Genomic DNA, 16,518 nt, shown 5'->3' with positions numbered 1-16,518 from the left:
TGATGTGAATTTAACTTAGTATTTTCGGACTAATAATCCGTAGGTACTTGGCATGAATTACTGCGCAGTCTTCAATTTGAAGTTTATAAACTTAAAGTTTAAAAACAAATGTGAATTTAATATAAAGCTACTGATTATTATGATTTTTGTAGGTGTTTTAAATCATCAAAACACTTATGCGATCGATTGCACGCAACTCGGCTCGGCAGGAAGTACGATCGTTGCAAGTACTGATACTTGTACAAATAATGGAAATTGGTCAACAAGCGGTTTCACAATTGATAGCGGTGCATTATTAGATAAAAATACTTCAGGTGGTGCGGCTCTTGGTACGAGTCAAAACAGAAGTTTAGGTACGCTAGTAAACGGCGGCACCATACAGGGAACAGGGTCAGGCTCTGCTGGTCTGTGGGTCAATAATTCGACAATTTCTCAATTAACTAATAATGGCACGTTAAAGGCAACGTCTGCAGGAAGTGCGATTACGTTGACAGATACGTATGGATATTTGGGTTGGTTTCAACCGACTATCACTACATTAACAAACACGTCATTAATAAAAAATACGGGAAATAATTCTGCTATTAATAACTATGGTGGAACAATCACAACTCTAAACAATCAAGCCAGTGGATCAATTATTTCTGATAACAATATAGCTATAGATAACTATAACAATACAAGAGCTGCAACGATTGGAACGATTGCTAATGCGGGTTTAATTCAAGGTTCTAGTTATGGTGTTAGTAATCAATCTGGATCAACTATTACTACCATTACGAATACTGGTTCAATCACTGGCTCGACAAAGGGTATTACCAATGCAGGTACGATAACTACTCTAAGCAACAGTCAGGGATTAGGCAACGTGAATGGAGCATTAACGTTCACTGGTAATTTGCCAACTAATTATAAAATTATCGTTAATAGCACTTCATCTTATGGCAAGCTAAGTGCTGCAAGTCCTGGGGCAACAACAACTACATTTAGTATTAATTCAACCTCAACAATTGCTGCGAATACTTATACATCAGTATTGCAGGGGCTGACTCTTTCGAACTTAAGTGGTGTGAGTGGAACATATACAGGTGGTTATTCTTGGACACTTGTAAATAGTTCTGGAACACTTTGGGATTTGGTGGTCACAGGTGGAAGTAATAGTGGGGGCGGGGGCAGTGGCAGTGGCGGCTCAACAGTTGGCAATATTGATCCTAACAATATTGTTTCTCTTTCGAGCATAGGTGTTTCAGCAAATCCTGTTTTTAACGGTGGAACATTATCTCTCGTTACAGGCAATTCATCTTCACAATCTTTTACAGTCAATTCTGCTGGCGGCACAATTCAGTCTCCGAGTTCCGGAGTTGCGACATTGTCAGGTATATTTTCAGGGTCTGGTGGCATGACATTTACCGGCACTGGTACAACTGTGATGAATGGCTCTAATACATATAGTGGTGGTACCACTGTTCAGTCTGGCACATTGTCTATTCAAGGTTCTAGTCCGACAGGTTCAGGTAACGTTTACGTTCAAAATAACGGTACATTGATGGGAGCTGGAACGATTAATGGTACTGTGACTGTTGCAGGTATTCTCAAGCCTGGTAATTCGCCTGGATATCTGGCGGCAAATAATACAGTCACCATGAATAATGGTTCAATTTATCAGCAAGATATTGCAGGTACGATTAAAGCTACAGATGCTACACCGGTTGGTGCGACAGGTTACTACTCGAACTTGAACGTGAGTGGTGGTCTGTTTGTCATCAATTCAGGTGCGACACTGACGCCACGGCTTTCTAATCTATTTACAGCTAATGAATCAGGTTACGGAACCACACCATACACACCAGTCCTTGGTGACTTATTTCGCATCGTGACGGCCGATGGCGGCATTTCAGGCAAGTTTTCAACAGTCACACAACCAGCGGAGTTGACCTCAGGTACGCAATTTTTGCCTTTCTACAACATGGCTGGAAGCAATAGCGTTGATCTGGCACTGATCCCAACATCCTATAAAACAACGATTGCTGCTGCTTCAGGCAATAAGAACGCACAATCGGTTGGTAGTGCTTTAGATAAAATGGTCGTTGCTGCACAGAATGGCACATCGACCGCAGCACAAGATCAGTTGCTTTATGCAGGTTCAACCAAACCTGCAGCAGCTTTGTCGGGTTATGCACAAAGCCTATCTGGTGAAGTCTACCCAGCTGCTGTCGCCGCAATCGCTCAGACTACACAGCGTGTACAACAAGCCGTTATGACACGTCTTGGCGACACGATGGGTATTGGTTTACCAAACTCCAATCCCACTGGTAACACGGGGTTAATGGCAACAACAAATACGGCCTTATCTGGTGGCGTGGCTATTTCAGCGGTTAGCACGAACCCAAGCGTCAATCCCAATGCGGATGCAAAGACATTCTCCAACGGCAATGTCTGGGGTGATTTGGCCTATCAGTACGGCAACCGTAACAGCGACAGTAACTCTGGCGGTTGGAACAGTAACTTGTACCAACTGGTGTTTGGTTCAGACTTCTACACCGCAAATGGCATGAAGATTGGCGGCGGCTTAGCTCTTTCCAGCACCACATTGAACCCAACTTATGGCTCAGGCACGATTCAGCAAGGATCCATCTTTGCTTATGGAAAGATGCCAGTACAAGAGTTCGTGGTGGATGGCATGGCCAGCATTGGTCTGAACTCAAGTGATCTGTCTCGTGGTGATGCGACAGGCCTGAGTAATGGGTTCAAGAGCAAGTCTGTCTCTGGTAACGATGCCTTGCTCAGCTTGGGATTAAGTCGTCCAATCGACACTGAAGAGGTTCGCATTACGCCTTATGCTCGTGTGACATGGCAGATCGTTTCACAGTCAGGTGTCAATGAAGGTGATGCAGCATCGGCACTCAGCGTGAAGTCATTTACAGGCAATGGCGTGCGTGGTGTGATTGGTGCGGCGGTTGGCTCAAAAACAAATAATCCAATGACCGAAAAGTATACGTATCGTGCTTATGTCGGAGTGGGTGCTGATTCGTCTGGATTGTTAAATCCAACGCTTAATGCATCAATTGGCGGCATGGGTACAAACATCACAACGCCAAATGCGAGTACGACCTTTGTACAAGCTGGTTTATATGGCACAGCGAAGTTTTCGGATAACGCTTATGCGTATGCTGGTCTGTCTGGTGAAGCACGTAGTGGCCAGACACTAGGCGCAGTCAATGTTGGGGTGAGGTTACAGTTTTAAGTAATGACCTTTGTGCGTGTTAACAGTCCTCTGGCTTGTTAACACATTCCTTCCGGATCAATACTATGGTGAAGCATCCACGCCATAATTGTCTTCAAAATGCCCCTCGTAACTCATTGATTTATATAGAAGGGAGACTGCGCCTACCCGCAAGCTAATCGGAGACAAGAGACAAAATCGCCGTGAAATTCGCTCTTTTTTTGATTTATCCGGCTGACCTCATCCTCAAGCCTTTTGCCCAGAACCCCGTATTTACCGGGCCTTTAGCCCAAAAAAAGGGCCCGGAGATTATCCGGATCCTTCGCGGTATTGGTGGGCCGGGGGGAATTGAACCCCCGTTCAGATGTACAAATTTTTATTCTTGAACAGCAAATCCTCGCAACCAAATGCCGAAGGGCGGTGAGTACTTCAGGTGATGCTTGCGAGGAAAACTTTTCACATACAGCTGAAGTCATGAATATCTCCTTCATGATTTATCTTGATTTGTCAGCGTGAGAGCAGCTCCACATAGTCCTGGTAACTGTAGCTTCTGTTCTTTTTCTGTCCAGTCATTTCTGTCACGATGCCCAGATCCTCAAGCATCTTGACTGCTGCTGTTGCCGTGGGAAACGTGGTGTCGAGTTGTTGTCGCACTCGCTCGATCGTGAAGCGCGGCATCATTGGAAGCATTTCAAAGAGACGGTAACTCGCTGGACCTGCTTTGGGTGACTGAAGCAGGCGCTTGCGGTCAGCCGCCACCAGACTGGCCACTTCAATGATGTTGCGCTCTGCATCCCCAGCTGCCACGCACACGCCCTCCAGGAAGAACGTCACCCAGGCTTCCCAGTCACCCTCGGTACGGATGGCGGAGAGGAGGCGATAGTACTCAGCCTGGTGTTGCTTGAGATAACCACTGAGGTACATCAGGGGTTCCGCTAGCAATCCCCAGTGTTCGAACAAAGCTGCGATCAGTAGGCGCCCAATGCGCCCATTGCCGTCCAGAAAAGGATGGATAGTCTCAAACTGAGCATGGATAAGCGCTACCTTGACCATAGGCGGCAACTCTGTCGCCTCATCGTCATGAATAAAATGCTCCATATCGGCCAGTAAGACAGGCACATGCTCCGGAGGTGGTGGCACAAAAGCGGCATTGCCAGGCCGCGTACCGCCAATCCAGTTTTGTGAACGACGCAACTCTCCCGGCTGTTTGCCGGCACCTCTGACGCCATCAAGTAGCAGACGGTGAGCGTCGCAAAGTAATCGTATGCTGACGGGCAGTCCTTGGTTATCGCGTAATTGACCTTGAACCAACCGGAAGGCCCGTAAGTAATTGGTGACCTCTTCTACATCCTCGGTGTTGCTGACTTTGAAACCAGCCTCTTCATCGAACAAATCGGTAAGGGTGGCTTGCGTGCCTTCGATCTGTGATGTTAGCAACGCTTCCTTGCGGATGGCACTGTATAGAAGCCAGTCCACCGACGGAACCAAGCCAGATACGCCGGCAAGGCGAGCGAGCGCCAATTCGGCTTGTCGATTGAGCTCAGCATAGACACCAGAAGCAAGAGCTGGCCCCGTGGGCGGCAAGGGGTGGGGCACGAACGCCCGCACTGACTCACTCAGAGTCGTGGTGATGACATAGGTCCCAGTGTTTCGATTCATTTAAAGTTCGCTTTTGCTGTAGCCACCAAATTAAACCATTCTTTAATTTGACTTGCAACTATGAAAAATCTCTTTCATATGGAGTTGGATGAATTGGGATTGCTCCCCATAATTGTCTACAAAATGCCCCTCGTAACGAATTGATTTATATAGAGGGGAGGCTGCGCCTATCCGCAAGCTAATCGGAGAAAAGAGACAAAATCGGCGTGAAATTCGTTCTTTTTTTGATTTATTCGTCAGAACTCATCCGCAAGCCTTTTGCCCAGAACCCCGTAAACACTGGGCTTTGAGCCAAAAAAAAAAGGGCCCGGAGATTATCCGGACCCTTCGCGGTATTGGTGGTGGAGTGGGGACCGAGTATAAAGGTCCGTAGCGCAGGGGGTTAGGACGCTTAATAAAACCTGTGTACTGGTAATAATCTTTGAGGTTTTAAGCGGAAATTATCTACACTGATCGTACAAGATTCACATTTCTCCTATCTTCTCGGAATTTTATAGGGTCTTGAACTTACTGTGTTCACTCACAATTTATTGACTAAGAGGGTTGTTTTGTGTTGTTTATTAAATTTTGATCGTTGAAAAGAGTCGGTGCCAAGTGGAATCAAACAAAGAAATTCCCCTTGATATAAATCAAGAATCAATTTGAAAAAACAGAAATTTCAACAAAACATGTCAACTTTAAATTTCCATAATGTATAATTTGGCTATGAAATGTTCGATTCGTCGTCTTCTCTTTGTCTGCATTTTGCTAGTAGCGATTCCATTCCAAGGTATCGCTTCTACGCTTATGTTTGCATGCGAGATGAGTCATGGATTGATCGTCTCGGATCACACTCATGATTTTCAAGTCACGCCTCATGATCATCCAGACTCAGCTCAAGAGGCGCATTTATCATCTGATGACCATGCTCCATCAGATTTGATTAAGGCTAGTTTGGATGTTGAACATCATTCCTCTAGTTCTGACCCACATAAAAATCATCTCAAGCACAATACATGCGGATCAAGCACGGCTTCTGGTGCGATTGCACATCCTGTGCAGTTATTAGCAATTTCGGTTACTAATAGTTCCGAATTTACTTACATTTCATCCCTACATCTGCCACCCGTCCTGGCTGGCTTAGATCGCCCCCCTCGGCAGACTCTCGCTTAGCGACGCAACCTTTAGTGGTTTAGTGCGTTTTCTCGCTCTGCTAATACCAATTAGGTTCGTTGCGACCATTCTGTAATTCCGTATTTTTCTTACGGATCACTGATTGTTCTCACACGAGGGTTTCATGTCTTTACACTTTGTCTTTAGGGCTATTCCAGTAGCCATTCTTGCTGCTTTTGCCGTTACCGTCGTGATGGCACAGCCAGTAGTCGATGCCAATATCGTAAGTAACCGGGGTGACCAGAACTTCGCTCAGGTTCAGTACAAATCGGCATTTTCTGACTATGTTCCGTATTCAGAACAAACAATTGAATCTTGGCGTCAAGCAAACGATACCGTTGGTGAAATAGGAGGCTGGCGAACTTATGCCAAAGAAGCTCGACTGCCGGATGCTTCTGCAGATCAACGGCAATTAAATACTTCTTCTCTTGATCATTCAGATACAAAAGAGGTTAAGTGATGAGGCAAATTAATTGGGTAAAACGCTTTCGTCTTGTTAGTACGTTGGTTTCTATTACTGTCCTAACTGGTTGCGCAAGCGTCAATTTTGATCGCTCAATAAGTCAAACAAATGAAAATATTCCAGGCTTTACTCAAGGAAAGCTGGAACTTGCTTTGACGGAAGAGCAACACATCGCTCGTAAACAAAGTACGCAGGAACTGCTTCAGCGAGAGCTTGGTCAAGGAGAGGCTGTACAGTTGGCGCTGCTAAATAGCCCTGCAATGCAAACACTTCTCGCGGATAACTGGAGTTTTGCAGCAAAAGCTGCGCAGTCTGGGCGTATATCGAACCCAGTCTTCATGTTTGAGCGCATGTCTTATCCAAACGAGCTTGAGCTGGTTCGGATGATTAGTTTTGGATTGTTAGATGTTTTAACGCTGCCACAGCGATATGGAATTGCTGAAAAGCAACTTGAACAAGCTCAAACAAAACTTGTCGCGGATGTTGTCGATGAGATCACCCGCGTCAGACAATCATGGGTGAGGGCCGTAGCGGCACAGCAAACTTTGATTTACGCCAGACAGGTAAATGAGGTGGCAAAGGTCAGCGCTGAGCTTGCTCGCCGACTGCAATCGGTTGGGAATTTCACAAAAATTCAACGCGCAAGGCAACAGGCATTTTATGCTGATTCTGCGACGCAATTAGCGATTGCTGAGCATGCAGTGACCGCATCGAGAGAGGCGTTAATTAGGACGCTTGGTCTCACTTTTGATCAGGCCCAGAAGCTAAGGCTACCAGAGCGGCTTCCAAATTTACCAAAAATGCCACTGAGTCCGCAGGAAGTTAGTCAATCCGTTAGCTCGAATCGTATCGATATCAAACTTGCACAATCTGGACTTGAAGTTGCTATGAAAAAGCAAGGACTAAACAATGTCACAAGTTTTACAGATATTGAGCTGGGTTTGAGAAATAAGAATGTATACGACAACGAAACCGGATCCAATACTCCTGGGCGTGGATATGAAGTCAGCATCAGATTGCCGATATTCGACTGGGGTGATATGCAGCGTGACGCGATGAATGCTCAAACATTGGCTGCGGTAAATCGTCTGGAATCTGCATATCGTGTAACTGAATCCAGTTTGAGAGAAAACTATTCTGCATACCGTACGAACTTCGATATTGCAAAGCACTATCGAAAAGAAGTTGTTCCCCTTCGTAAAGTGATTTCAGAAGAAAATCAGCTGCGTTACAACGGGATGATGATTGGTGTGTTTGAGCTATTAGCTGATGCGAAAGATATGGTCAATAGCGTGATGCTTTCAATCAATGCCGATCAGCAGTTTTGGTTAGCTGATGCTGCTATGCAAGCCACGCTTCTTGGGCGACCAACAGCAACCACAAGTGACAGTATCAAGACTCAGGTTAGTGGAGGTTCTAGTGATGCGGTCCATTAATAAGTTGTCTGAAACTAAAGATATAGAAAAGGATTTAAAAATGAGTTCTCGAAGGCACTTCATACAATCTGCAGGACTTGCCGGAGGAGCTGTTGCTATGGCGGCAGTCGGTCGAGTTGCTATGGCAGCGATTCCTGAGCCTGTCATTCAAAAGAATCCACAGACGATGCCTCCATTGATTCCTGAAACAGGGATTCCTTATAACCCGGTTGTGACCTTGAATGGTTGGACACTTCCGTGGCGCATGAATAATGGTGTTAAAGAATTCCACCTAGTTGCTGAGCCGGTGGTGCGTGAAATGGCACCTGGGTTTAAGGCGCATTTATGGGGATACAACGGACAATCGCCAGGCCCGACGATCGAAGTAGTTGAAGGTGACCGTGTTCGAATTTTTGTCACAAATAAACTGCCAGAACACACTAGTATCCATTGGCATGGGCAACGTTTGCCTAATGGTATGGATGGTGTTGCTGGTTTAACGCAAAAAGCAATTCCATCCGGTAAAACGTTTGTCTATGAGTTTGAGGCAAGGCGTCCAGGTACTTTTATGTACCACCCGCATGCTGATGAAATGACACAGATGGCGATGGGTATGATGGGGAGTTGGATCACGCATCCAAAGGGGGATCATCCCATCATTGATAAGGTTGATCGGGATTTCATTTTTTTGTTGAGTTCCTTCGACATTGATCCTGGCAGCTATACCCCCAAGATTATGACCATGCTTGACTTCAACATTTGGAGCTGGAACAGCCGCGTTTTTCCAGGGATTGAATCCTTAAATGTTCGATTAAACGATAAGGTGCGGATACGTGTGGGTAATCTGACCATGACAAACCACCCGATCCATATTCATGGCCATGAATTTGAGGTTACAGGGACAGATGGTGGCCCTGTACCAAAAACGGCCCGTTGGCCGGAAGTAACAACCGATATTGGCGTTGGTCAGATGCGACAGATTGAGTTTGTGGCGGATGAGCTTGGTGACTGGGCGTTTCATTGTCATAAAAGTCATCACACGATGAATGCGATGGGACACACGCCACCAACGATGATTGGTGTCGATCATCGTGGAATCTCGCAAAAAATTTCAAAATTGATCCCAGACTATATGGCAATGGGGGAGAGAGGCATGGCCGACATGGCTGAAATGGAAATGCCATTGCCTGATAACACAATACCGATGATGACAGGTCAGGGGCCATTCGGTAGTGTAGAAATGGGTGGTATGTTTAGTGTATTGAAGGTGCGCTCTGATCAGCCTGCCGGTGATTATAAGGATCCAGGTTGGTTTAAGCATCCACCGGGCACTGTTGCGAGTCAGTATGTAGGCCCAGTTCAAGAGCCAGCAAGATCAAAATCATCCGGTGGACAATCTATGCCAAGAGTTAAACCTGCGGTTAAAGATACCGAGGTTCAAGTACGTAAGCCTACGAATCACTCTGACCATTGAAATCACTAATTTCACAACTTCACTAAATACAAATTTTAATGAGAAATAAAAATGCTTGATCACTTTAAAAATATACGATTGGTTCTAATGATTGGCTTAATTGGTTTTGCAGCTTCGAGTTGGGCTGCCGGTAACCATGCTGGCGGTCATTCTCATGGAACTGATAGTAGTGCGATAGGACAACCAGGGCAGGTGGATCAGGTGATGAGAACCATACAGGTTGATATGTCAGATGCAATGCGTTTCAGTCCATCTAGAATTTCAGTCAAATCAGGCGAAACGATCAAGTTTGTACTAACTAACAGTGGAAAAGTGAAGCACGAGTTTGTGTTGGGTACGGAAAAAGATCTTAAAGAACATTATCAGCAAATGCTGAAAGTGCCGGAGATGGAGCATGATGAGCCAAACATGGTGACTGTGGAGCCTGGAAAATCAGGCACAGTGATATGGAAGTTTTCTACATCCGGAATAGTCGATTTCGCATGTTTGTTGCCTGGTCACTACGATGCTGGGATGAAAGGTTTGGTTCAAGTTGGCGCAACTAAGTAAACACATTTTTTAGAGAAATCATGATGAAAAAAAATATGAATCTCATACGTCGTGGAATGCTTTTATCAGCTCTTGTTGCCGTTTTTCCCCACGCATGGGGAAAACCTTCACAGGTTATGGAAGTTTGGAAAGGACCTAGCTGCGGATGTTGTCAGGAATGGATAGATATTGTTCAAAAAGCAGGTTTTAAAGTGATTGTGCACTACACGGGTAATACCGATGTGCGTAGAAAAAGTGGCATACCCGTTGAATTAGGATCTTGCCATACGGCTCTGATCGCAGGCTATGCCATTGAGGGGCATGTACCCGTTCGTGAGATTCAGAGATTGCTCTCAGAGAAGCCAGATGCAATTGGTTTGGCAGTACCCGGTATGCCAATAGGATCACCTGGTATGGATGGAGTCGCTTACGGAAACCAATCTCAATCATACGCCGTACTACTCATCAAGAAAGATGGTGGTACGAATGTATATCAAAAATATATATAAAGGAGTGTAAGTTAATGGATAAGAATAGAGGTACTTTAGTTTCAATCTTCTTGGGAACATTGGTCGTGATTTCAACGCCCGCAATTTCTCAAGTTAACGAAATGACAAATGGCATTGTTAGAAAGATTGATATAGAAAATTCAAAAATCACGATTAAACATGAAGAAATTAAAAACCTTGATATGCCACCAATGACGATGGTGTTTCAGGTCAAGAATAAGGCGTTGCTAGACAAGATTCAAGTCGGTGAAACAGTGAAGTTCACCGTTATTCAAGAAGGCGGAAAAATAGTTGTAACGGATCTTAAACCCGCCCCTCAGTGATATTAATTTCAGTGGTGACTTTGATGCCGCTATTCTCATTCAATTTATAGGAAATTATCATGAAAAACTTAAATTCATTCGTCGTGGCCAGTCTTATCGCGGTTTCGTCATCTGCAGTGATGGCTCAAGCAAAAGATGAACATGCAGGTCATCATCCAGAACCAGCATCGCCAGCAGCAACAGCAACACCAAAAGCAAATATGCCATCCAATCAAGTGTCACAAGACATGATGAAAAAAATGGATGAGCAAATGAAGGCCATGCAGGAAATTCATCAAAAAATGATCAATTCAAAAACGCCTGAAGAGCGTAGCGCAATCATGACAGAGAATATGAAAGCCATGCAGACTGGAATGTCAATGATGCGTGATGCTGGAATGATGGGAATGCCAATGAAAGATGGTATGCCAATGAAGGATGGCATGTCGATGAAGGATGGTATGCCAATGAAGGACGGCATGCCGATGATGGAAGGGATGCACATGCAACATCAAATGATGCAGAAACGTATGGAAATGATGACAAACATGATGCAGATGATGATGGATCAAATGAGTAATTCCAAGAGTAAATAAGATCAGATAGTTTTAACCGTTTATTTATCTAAGAATGGGCCAAAACCATGAATATTCATAACCACACCTCGACTGAGCAAACCAGTATCAAATCCTTTTGGCGTCGCCCTGTAGGTATAGCATTACTTATGGCGATACTGATTCTGGCGTTTTATGCACTTAGAGAGCACGGCGGGCATATTTTTGGTTATTGGCCCTATCTCATATTGTTAGCTTGCCCACTCATGCATCTCATGCATGGTCACGGTGGACATAATCATGCTTCACATCAAAATCAATCAACAGACGAAAATAAAAAAGGACTTTGAAATGAATAAAATTAATTTAAATGTTGCTGGCATGACTTGCGGATCATGCGTCAAGCACGTAACTAAGGCTCTTGAATACTTTGATGGCGTCACTGATATTGATGTGGATTTACAAAATGGAAAAGTGCATTTACAGCGTTCTAAACCGCAGTCAGATGATCTGATTCTAGCGCTTAATGAAGAGGGCTATCCGGCGTCAGTCGATATCGATAGCAGCGTAAAAGCACCACAAAAAAAATCTGATGGTTGTTGCTGCGGGTAAGTTGGACAAACAACATTGAGAGAAAAACATTGATTAATAGCAACTTAGAATTGATTTTAATGAGTGTCAAATAAGCAAGGATCTATCAATGAGCATTCAGAATGGAACTCATAGCCATGAACATCACCATGCACATAATCATGGTGATATGCATCATATGCATACCTCTGCTGATGATTCCATAAAGGATCCCGTTTGCGGCATGGCAGTTAAGAATCAGTCGAATTACAGCTTTTCATTCAAGGATGTCATGTATTATTTTTGCAGCAGTGGTTGCAAAGATAAATTTTCTAGATCACCTGAAGAGTATCTCGCTGAAAGCTTGAAAGATTCTCCAGTTTCTGTTCCAAAGGCAGGCACAATCTATACCTGTCCGATGCATCCACAAATCAGGCAGGATCATCCTGGGAACTGTCCAATTTGCGGCATGACCTTGGAGCCTTTGTTACCTGAGTTGGAGGAAGAGGAAAATCCGGAATTAGTCGATTTTCAAAGACGTTTCTGGTGGACATTGCCATTAACAATCATTGTCACCCCACTTGCAATGTTCGGTCACAAGTTGAATTTATTTGAATCCCATATTCAAACTTGGGTAGAGATGGTTTTGTCTATCCCAATTGTTTTATGGGCGGGCTGGCCGTTCTTTTATCGAGGCTGGCAGTCTGTTGTTAATCGAAGCCCCAATATGTGGACACTGATCGGTCTTGGAACGGGCGCTGCGTTTTTGTATAGCGTAATAGCAACTGTGGCGCCTCAACTATTCCCTTCGTCATTTATGTCGATGGGGCGAATTGGGGTTTATTTCGAGGCCGCTGCCGTCATTATCTCTCTTACATTGCTGGGCCAGGTTTTAGAACTCAAAGCACGCTCTCAAACATCCGCTGCGATAAAATCTCTATTAGGATTGGCACCAAAGACAGCAAGAAGGCTTAAGTCAGATGGGACAGACGAAGATATTCCTTTAGCTAATGTTCATGTTGGGGATTTACTGAGGGTGCGTCCGGGCGAAAAAGTGCCAGTAGATGGGATCGTAACTGAGGGATCAAGTGCGTTGGATGAATCAATGCTGACAGGTGAACCCTTGCCAGTCAGTAAGCGCACTGGAGATAAAGTTATTGGCGCCACGATGAATACAAATGGTGCGTTAGTCATTAAAGCTGAACGAGTTGGCTCAGCGACAATGTTGGCACAAATTGTTCAAATGGTTGCTCAAGCCCAACGCTCCAGGGCACCGATGCAGCGAATGGCCGATATTGTTGCGGGTTACTTCGTTGTAACTGTTGTGGCAATCGCAGTCTTGACCTTTTTTATTTGGGGATTTTTCGGCCCCGAGCCAAGCTGGGTCTTTGGCCTAATTAATGCTGTATCAGTATTGATCATTGCCTGCCCTTGCGCTTTAGGCCTTGCTACTCCAATGTCCATCATGGTCGCCACAGGCAAAGGTGCAACAAAAGGGATTTTGTTTCGCGATGCGGCTGCAATTGAAAATTTACGCAAAATCAATACGCTAATTATTGATAAGACGGGCACTCTGACTGAGGGCAAACCAATTTTTGATAAAGTGATTGCAGCTCCCGGATTTACTGATGACGAGATCTTAAGATTGGCAGCAAGTTTGGATCAGGGTAGTGAGCATCCACTCGCTAATGCGATTGTTCGTGCCGCAAGAGATAGAAATCTTTCGCTTGTAAATCCCGAAAACTTTGAATCTAGCTCCGGCATCGGAGTCCAAGGCAGTGTTGATGCGCGTCATTTGGTTCTTGGCAATACGGCGTTAATGGATAAGTTAGGTGTATCTGTCGATACTCTAAAGTCTCAGGCAGAGGAGTTACGATCCGAAGGTGCGAGCGTTATGCATTTGGCGATTGATGGAAAGCTCGCCGGTTTGTTGGCAGTATCTGATCCCATCAAAGTTACCACTGCGGAGGCGTTGCAGACGCTAAGGAATGCAGGCTTGCGAATTGTGATGGCAACGGGAGATGGTCTAACCACTGCCAAATCGGTAGGTAAGCGTCTCGGTATCGATGAAGTGTATGGTGAAGTTAAGCCAGCGGATAAATTGGAGTTAGTTAGCCGATTACAAAATGAAGGTCGAATTGTTGCGATGGCTGGCGATGGCATCAATGACGCACCGGCATTGGCAAAAGCCAATGTTGGCATTGCCATGGGTACAGGCACTGATGTCGCCATGAATAGCGCTCAAGTTACTTTAGTGAAAGGTGATCTTAGAGGCATCGCTATTGCAAGGACCCTTTCTGATAATACAGTGGGGAACATGAAGCAAAATTTGGTTTTTGCTTTTTTGTATAACGCATTAGGCATTCCTGTCGCTGCGGGCCTACTTTATCCTTTGACGGGATGGTTGCTTTCCCCGTTGATTGCAGCACTTGCAATGAGCCTAAGTTCAGCCTCAGTGATTACAAATGCATTACGTTTAAGAAGGGGAGCGTAGTGGATAAGTCGTTTCATCGTTTCACAGAATTGTTCGAGCAGCTTGGCTTGCAGTCTGATCCTGTCAGTATTAAACAATTTATTGCTAAGCATTCGCCGCTAAGCGCTGCAGTTTCATTAGAAAATGCAAGTTTCTGGACGAAAGCACAATCAACATTCATTCGTGAGCAATTACTTTTGGATGCTGATTGGGCGGAGATCATAGATCAATTAAACAAAGATTTACGCTGAGTCATCATGTCCCAGAGCCCTTCAAGTGGATCGTCGTCGAATGAAATTGCTCTAACCAATCACGCAGACTTAAGCGTCGTTCAGTTAAGTTGGTTGGCTGCAGCCGTATTTGTTGTTTCGGCCGGATATGGTGCATTGATGCCTTTGATTCCCGATTGGCTGCGGTCTTTAATGAGTGATGCAGATCCACAGGTGCTCTCTCGTCATGTTGGTTACCTCAGCGGCATCTATACCGCTGGGATTCTCATGGGTGCCCCGCTATGGGGTGTTCTAGCTGATAGGTTAGGACGTACTCGCGTGTTATTAGTTGGCATGGTCGGCTACGTAGCGAGCCTTCTTTTTTTACTTCGACCCGATTCAATTGGAGTAGTAGGTATCTATGTTCTACGCGGAGCTACAGGATTCTTCGTGGCCGCTGTTGTTCCTGTGGTGCCAGCTCTAGTCGCTCAGTACACGCCGAAAGCATTACGAGCTAAACGCTTTGCTTGGCTGGGTGCTATGTCTTTACTTGGATTCCTGTTCGGGCCTGGCCTTAATGCTATTGCGGATCGTTTTGTTGGTTTGAGTCTATTTAACGAACCCCTGAATGGATCATCGACCAATATCGTGATCGGACTTTCAGCTGCGCTAGGTGCGTTGATGATGTTAGGTTTAGCAATTAACCTTCCCACACATACGACTATTCAAGACACGGAAATGGGGGCTGCTGATGAATCAGCTATGCGTCAATCTCTTACACTTTGGCTGCTCAATGGCGTAGTTATGTTTGTACTGGCTGGTTTTGAGCTTGGTATCATGCTACAGGGCCAACGTCATCCTGAACTTACTTCGCGTGAAGTGTCGATAATGTTCGCAGAATGTAGCCTTGTAATGTTGGGTGTTAACGCTGTTTTGTTCTTCACAAGCTTGCTTGAACGTGCTGATTCGCGTCGTGTATTGGTTGCAGGCATGACCCTGGGTATCGCGGGACTCATAGTAATGGCGTTTCATACTAATCAGACTTGGATGTATTTAGGCGTGAGCCTCACGGCGGCGGGCACCGGTATCGTACTGCCAACTGTCGCCTATCTTGCGGCGGGTTCTGCTCGTCCTCGGCTCGGAACAGCGATGGGCGGCCTTGCCGCGGCAGCAGGTTTCGGACAAACGTTGGGATCGGCTGTTGCCGGATGGATGTTTGGCACCGTCATGCAAATCAGCTTCGTGTGGCTCTCCATCCCTTTAATAGCCACTCTTACTATCTTGTTGATTCCTTCGCTCTGGTGGCCAGCAAATCCGCTTTTGCTCACGGCTTCCTCTTCTCCAACAATAACAGCATCGAAACCATGAGGCTCCCCATGATGATTCAGTTTCTAGGTATTTCGCTTTTCGCAAAACATGCCTAGGACGAGCTGTTTTGAGCGAATGGTAGCAATTACGCTGATTTTCTCGGAATCCACGTTTTCACTATTTGCATCTCGTCTTAATTCGTCCTGGCACACGCTTATGGTGAGAAGGATATTGATGATGTTTGACCTGAAACCATGTTCGTCATGAGTTAAGGTATAAATAGTTTGTTTGCGAGGTCCATTTCGAGTCAATATAGATAAATTTCAATCCACACTCTTAGCGAGTCTAATGCGTTTGAAATGCAATGATCTTCATGCCAACAAGAGCCATAGTTACACTTAACACATCTCAACTTAATGGACGAATTCCGTTAACTAACCTAAGCCAGATAGCGGCCATACCCGTGTAGATGCGTATGCGTCCGGCCAACCCATCTTGACCATCTGACTGTGATGCAAGTTTGGAATTGACGATATTAGAAGTGGATTAGTTGTAATGCTCCGGTCATTACCGTCTTGCAATAACAATAATATTCAAATACTGCGTGGTTAATGCCAATTCCGGATTATCGTGACCGATGATTCCGATTTATCGTGACCAGGCCAGAGCACAAATTTCA

The 16,518-nt window shown here is 45.1% G+C and carries 14 protein-coding genes; 13 read left to right on the top strand and 1 reads right to left on the bottom strand.

Features of this window, described 5'->3' with window-relative positions; translation table 11 throughout:
- Positions 1 to 52: 52 nt before the first annotated feature.
- Positions 53 to 3,244: an autotransporter outer membrane beta-barrel domain-containing protein gene (locus G3I67_RS12460; RefSeq protein WP_163655857.1), complete on the top strand. Its 3,192-nt coding sequence runs from the start codon at positions 53 to 55 to the stop codon at positions 3,242 to 3,244.
- A gap of 486 nt (positions 3,245 to 3,730) precedes the next feature.
- Here G3I67_RS12460 and G3I67_RS12455 read toward each other — a convergent pair whose 3' ends face one another.
- Positions 3,731 to 4,831 carry a Fic family protein gene (locus G3I67_RS12455; protein WP_311197112.1) on the bottom strand — a complete coding sequence of 367 codons (1,101 nt, stop codon included), beginning with the start codon at positions 4,829 to 4,831 and terminating at the stop codon, positions 3,731 to 3,733.
- 1,327 nt (positions 4,832 to 6,158) lie between these two features.
- Here G3I67_RS12455 and G3I67_RS12450 point away from each other — a divergent pair.
- From G3I67_RS12450 to G3I67_RS12395, 12 genes are all read left to right on the top strand, one after another.
- Positions 6,159 to 6,494 (top strand): hypothetical protein, encoded by a 336-nt coding sequence (locus tag G3I67_RS12450; protein ID WP_163655853.1) that lies wholly within the window; start codon positions 6,159 to 6,161, stop codon positions 6,492 to 6,494.
- Positions 6,494 to 7,933, top strand: a complete 1,440-nt coding sequence (locus tag G3I67_RS12445; protein ID WP_163655851.1) for a TolC family protein — start codon at positions 6,494 to 6,496, stop codon at positions 7,931 to 7,933. The genes G3I67_RS12450 and G3I67_RS12445 overlap by 1 nt, the downstream gene beginning before the upstream one ends.
- A gap of 40 nt (positions 7,934 to 7,973) precedes the next feature.
- Entirely contained in the window at positions 7,974 to 9,386 is a 1,413-nt protein-coding gene (locus tag G3I67_RS12440) for a multicopper oxidase family protein (RefSeq protein WP_163655968.1), read from the top strand.
- Positions 9,387 to 9,437: 51 nt separating this feature from the next.
- A complete protein-coding gene (locus G3I67_RS12435; RefSeq protein WP_163655849.1) occupies positions 9,438 to 9,935 on the top strand; it encodes a cupredoxin domain-containing protein in 498 nt (165 codons plus the stop codon).
- Positions 9,936 to 9,955: 20 nt separating this feature from the next.
- Positions 9,956 to 10,423: a DUF411 domain-containing protein gene (locus tag G3I67_RS12430; RefSeq protein WP_311197111.1), complete on the top strand. Its 468-nt coding sequence runs from the start codon at positions 9,956 to 9,958 to the stop codon at positions 10,421 to 10,423.
- A 14-nt stretch (positions 10,424 to 10,437) separates the two neighbouring features.
- Entirely contained in the window at positions 10,438 to 10,746 is a 309-nt protein-coding gene (locus G3I67_RS12425) for a copper-binding protein (RefSeq protein ID WP_163655847.1), read from the top strand.
- A 59-nt stretch (positions 10,747 to 10,805) separates the two neighbouring features.
- Positions 10,806 to 11,321 (top strand): hypothetical protein, encoded by a 516-nt coding sequence (locus G3I67_RS12420; RefSeq protein WP_163655845.1) that lies wholly within the window; start codon positions 10,806 to 10,808, stop codon positions 11,319 to 11,321.
- 47 nt (positions 11,322 to 11,368) lie between these two features.
- Positions 11,369 to 11,629: a DUF2933 domain-containing protein gene (locus tag G3I67_RS12415; protein WP_163655843.1), complete on the top strand. Its 261-nt coding sequence runs from the start codon at positions 11,369 to 11,371 to the stop codon at positions 11,627 to 11,629.
- Position 11,630: 1 nt separating this feature from the next.
- Entirely contained in the window at positions 11,631 to 11,891 is a 261-nt protein-coding gene (locus G3I67_RS12410; protein ID WP_163655841.1) for a heavy-metal-associated domain-containing protein, read from the top strand.
- 88 nt (positions 11,892 to 11,979) lie between these two features.
- The gene (locus G3I67_RS12405) at positions 11,980 to 14,343 is read left to right on the top strand and encodes a heavy metal translocating P-type ATPase (RefSeq protein WP_375539321.1); all 2,364 of its coding nucleotides are present in this window, start codon (positions 11,980 to 11,982) and stop codon (positions 14,341 to 14,343) included.
- Positions 14,343 to 14,573 (top strand): DUF2789 domain-containing protein, encoded by a 231-nt coding sequence (locus tag G3I67_RS15010; protein WP_163655838.1) that lies wholly within the window; start codon positions 14,343 to 14,345, stop codon positions 14,571 to 14,573. The genes G3I67_RS12405 and G3I67_RS15010 overlap by 1 nt, the downstream gene beginning before the upstream one ends.
- 6 nt (positions 14,574 to 14,579) lie before the next feature.
- The gene (locus G3I67_RS12395; protein ID WP_163655836.1) at positions 14,580 to 15,899 is read left to right on the top strand and encodes an MFS transporter; all 1,320 of its coding nucleotides are present in this window, start codon (positions 14,580 to 14,582) and stop codon (positions 15,897 to 15,899) included.
- Positions 15,900 to 16,518 lie beyond the last annotated feature (619 nt).

The organism is Sheuella amnicola (assembly GCF_010499255.1).
Lineage (GTDB): Bacteria > Pseudomonadota > Gammaproteobacteria > Burkholderiales > Burkholderiaceae_B > Zwartia > Zwartia amnicola.
Note: the sequence above shows the minus strand (reverse complement) of the source record. Positions and strands in the feature narration are given on the sequence as shown.